The organism is Streptomyces sp. NPDC059900 (assembly GCF_050270335.1).
In the GTDB taxonomy this organism is placed as follows: Bacteria; Actinomycetota; Actinomycetes; order Streptomycetales; family Streptomycetaceae; genus Streptomyces.
The window spans coordinates 1-2,869 of record NZ_JBNNJZ010000808.1 but is presented as its reverse complement, the minus strand read 5'-3'; the positions used below and the strand labels follow the sequence as shown (position 1 = coordinate 2,869).

2 protein-coding genes and 1 pseudogene are annotated in these 2,869 nt (G+C 70.9%); 1 reads left to right on the top strand and 2 read right to left on the bottom strand.

The features are described from left to right. A pseudogene (locus tag ACQKIP_RS44275) lies at positions 1-199 on the bottom strand (RNA-guided endonuclease TnpB family protein); the annotation flags it as partial. A 202-nt stretch (positions 200-401) separates the two neighbouring features. On the opposite strand from ACQKIP_RS44275, the gene ACQKIP_RS44270 reads away from it, so the two are divergent. Continuing rightward, positions 402-1,370 (top strand): DUF3500 domain-containing protein, encoded by a 969-nt coding sequence (locus tag ACQKIP_RS44270; RefSeq protein ID WP_365853767.1) that lies wholly within the window; start codon positions 402-404, stop codon positions 1,368-1,370. Between the two features lie 15 nt (positions 1,371-1,385). Here the strand turns inward: ACQKIP_RS44270 and ACQKIP_RS44265 are convergent, their stop codons facing one another. After that, on the bottom strand, positions 1,386-2,618 hold the full coding sequence (locus ACQKIP_RS44265; RefSeq protein WP_365853765.1) for a cytochrome P450 family protein: 1,233 nt from the start codon (positions 2,616-2,618) through the stop codon (positions 1,386-1,388). Between the last annotated feature and the right edge of the window lie 251 nt (positions 2,619-2,869).

Sequence of the window (2,869 nt, the reverse complement as noted above, 5' to 3'; positions counted from 1 at the left end):
GCACCGGCCCGCACGTGCTCTTCTCCCCGGTCGCCCGGTTGTGCGCGTACACGGCCCTGGACTTGGCGACGCATTCGTTCCAGATCCACCGGCAGCGCGCCCACTCCGCCTCTAACCCGGTACGGGCCGTCGACGACACGCGCAGGCGGTAGGTGTAGCGCACGTGTGCGGACTCCCGTGCCGTCGTGCATGCCGTCATCCCGGCAACCTAACGCCCCGCACTGACAACGCCGGATCCGCCCGGAAGGCGAACCGGCCTACCCCCGCCCCGCTCACGCGGGAGCCTCGATTCCTCCCCCGCCTGAAGGCGGGGGTATCCACGAAGGTGACACGATGAACCACCTGGGGTGTCACCGCACCCGTGAGCGCGCCGGATCGGGCGCCGAGGGGGAGGAGAGGCAGTGAACGGGTCTCGATGGGCGGCGAGGGCCGCGGAGATGCGCGAGGCCGTACGCGCCCTGCTGGCCGTGCTGGAGCCGGAGCAGGTAGGCGAGTTGCGTGCGGGACCCGTGCGCCTGGACGCGCCCGAGTGGCGCGAGTGGACGTATCTGCCGGGCGCGCGGCCGGGGCTGTCCACCGAGGGCATGGACGGACCGCAGCGCGAGGCCGTGGACGCGCTGCTGGCCACGGCGCACAGTGCGGCCGGAGCCGAGCTGGCGCGCGGGGCGATCGAGGTGGAGCGGCACCGCCGTGCCATGGCCGGCGCCACCGGAGCCGATCGCTACTGGGTGCGGTTGCTGGGCGACCCGGACGGCGATGGGCCCTGGGGCTGGCGGATGAACGGTCACCATCTCGCCGTACACGTACTGATCACGGCGGCCGGGATGCGGGTGACGCCGCACTTCATCGGCTCCGAGCCGGCGCGCATCGCGCAGGGCCCGCAGGCGGGGCGCCGGCTGCTGGGACCGGAGGAGGACCTGGCCCGTGAGCTGGTCACGGACCTGGATGCCGGGTGCCGGGCGAAGGCGGTCTTCGCCGCCGAGCCGCCGGACGACATCCTGACCCGCGACGATCCCTTCGCCGATCCGGACCTGCTGCCCGCCGGTCTGGCGCACGGCGCCATGACGCCCGCTCAGCAGCGGCTGCTCACCGGCCTGGTGCGCCGCTACCTCGACCGCGCGCCGGCCGCGTACGCGCAGGAGTGCTGGTCCGAGACCCTGACGCGTGGATTGGATGTCGTCTCCTTCGCCTGGGCCGGTGGGCGGGAGCCCGGAGACCGGCACTATTACTGCGTGCGGTCGCCGGACTTCCTCATCGAGTACGACAACACCCAGGACAACGGCAACCACGCCCACTCCGTGTGGCGGCACGTCCGCCACGACTGGGGTGCCGACCTGCTGCGCGCGCACTACACGCAGCAGCACGCATAGAGGGCAGGGGCGGGGTCAGCTCTCGGTGGCGGGGCGGAGGATGACGGGCAGTTCCCGGTGCCCGTTGGAGATGAAGGACTCCGCGGCACCCAGGTCGGAGGCGGGGACGGCGAAAGCCAGGTCGGGGAAGCGGGTGAACAGCGCCCGGAGCGCGGTCTCGGCCTCCATCCGGGCCAGCGCGGCGCCGAGGCAGACGTGGACGCCGTGGCCGAAGGCGAGATGGGTCTTGCTGACCCGCGTCAGGTCGAAGGTCTCGGCGCTCGCGCCGTGCAGGTCGGGGTGGCGGTTTGCTGCCGCGTAGGAGGCGAGGATCGCCTCGCCCTGACGGATCACGAGTCCCTGTTCCAGCGTGATGTCCTCGATGGCGTACCGCATCGGCAGGTGTGCGACGGGTGCCTCATAGCGCAGTGTCTCTTCGACGATGTCGGCCCAGGTGCTCTTGCCCTCGCGTATCAGGGCGAGTTGATCGGGATGGGTGAGCAGCGCGGTGATGGCCTGGTCGAGGAGGTTGACGGTGGTCTCGTAGCCCGCGCTGATCACGAGGAGGAGCGTGTCGAGGAGCTCCTGCTCGGTCAGCGCGGAGCCGTCGTCGTCCCGGGTGGCGATGAGTACGGAAGTCATGTCCTCGCCGGGTTCCGCGCGCTTGGAGGCGACGAGGTCGGCCATGATCTCGTACACCTCCCGGGTGTTCTCGGCGGCCTCTTCGAGGCTGAGCGTGGTGTCGAAGACGCGGTCGACGGTGCGGCGGAAGTTGGGCTTGGAGTGCTCGGGGAGCCCCATGAGTTCGCTGATGACCCGGATCGGCAGCGGATAGGCGAACCGCTCGCGCAGATCGACGGGCTCGCCGGGCGCAATGGCGGCGAACTCGTCGAGCAGCGTCTTCGATATCTCCTTGATGCGCGGCTGCAGGGCGGCGATACGGCGCGCGGTGAACGCCGGGGCGACCAGCCGCCGCAGCCGCCGGTGGTCGCCGCCGAAGGCGGTGAACATGTTGTCCACGGCCACCCACAGGGCCAGCGGCCAAATGCCGAGGATCTTGTCGGGGAACAGCGGCCAGTGCTGCCGGGGGTCTTTGGAGACACGCGGGTCGGTGAGGAGCTGTTTGAGCAGAGCCGGGTCGCTCACCGCCCACGCCTCGACGCCCAGGACATCGACGCGGGCGGCCGGGCCGCGCGAGCGCAGCTCGGCATCTTCGGCGTGCCGGTCGCTCCCGGCGGCGTCCAGGACAAGGATGGGCGGCTGGGTCATGTGGGGGCTCCCTGGGGCTGGAGTAAACGGGGCGACGAGTGTCGGTGCGATCGGTCAACCGGCCGAGCGGGCAGATGGGTTGTGAAGGCTCCGCACGGCAAGGCCAAGCTCAGGCCAGAGTAGTGGCCGACACCCCGTCTGCCAGCAGTTTTTACCATTCGGAAGCCCAACCGCCGCTCCCGGCGCGCCTGTTGGACAAGGCGCCTTGCGCTAGGGTGGCGGCCATGCGGATCGGTGTGAACGTCCCCAAC

Excerpts from the sequence above, each read along its gene's own strand:
- ACQKIP_RS44265 (WP_365853765.1), bottom strand. The coding sequence starts at position 2,618 with ATGACCCAGCCGCCCATCCTTGTCCTGGACGCCGCCGGGAGCGACCGG.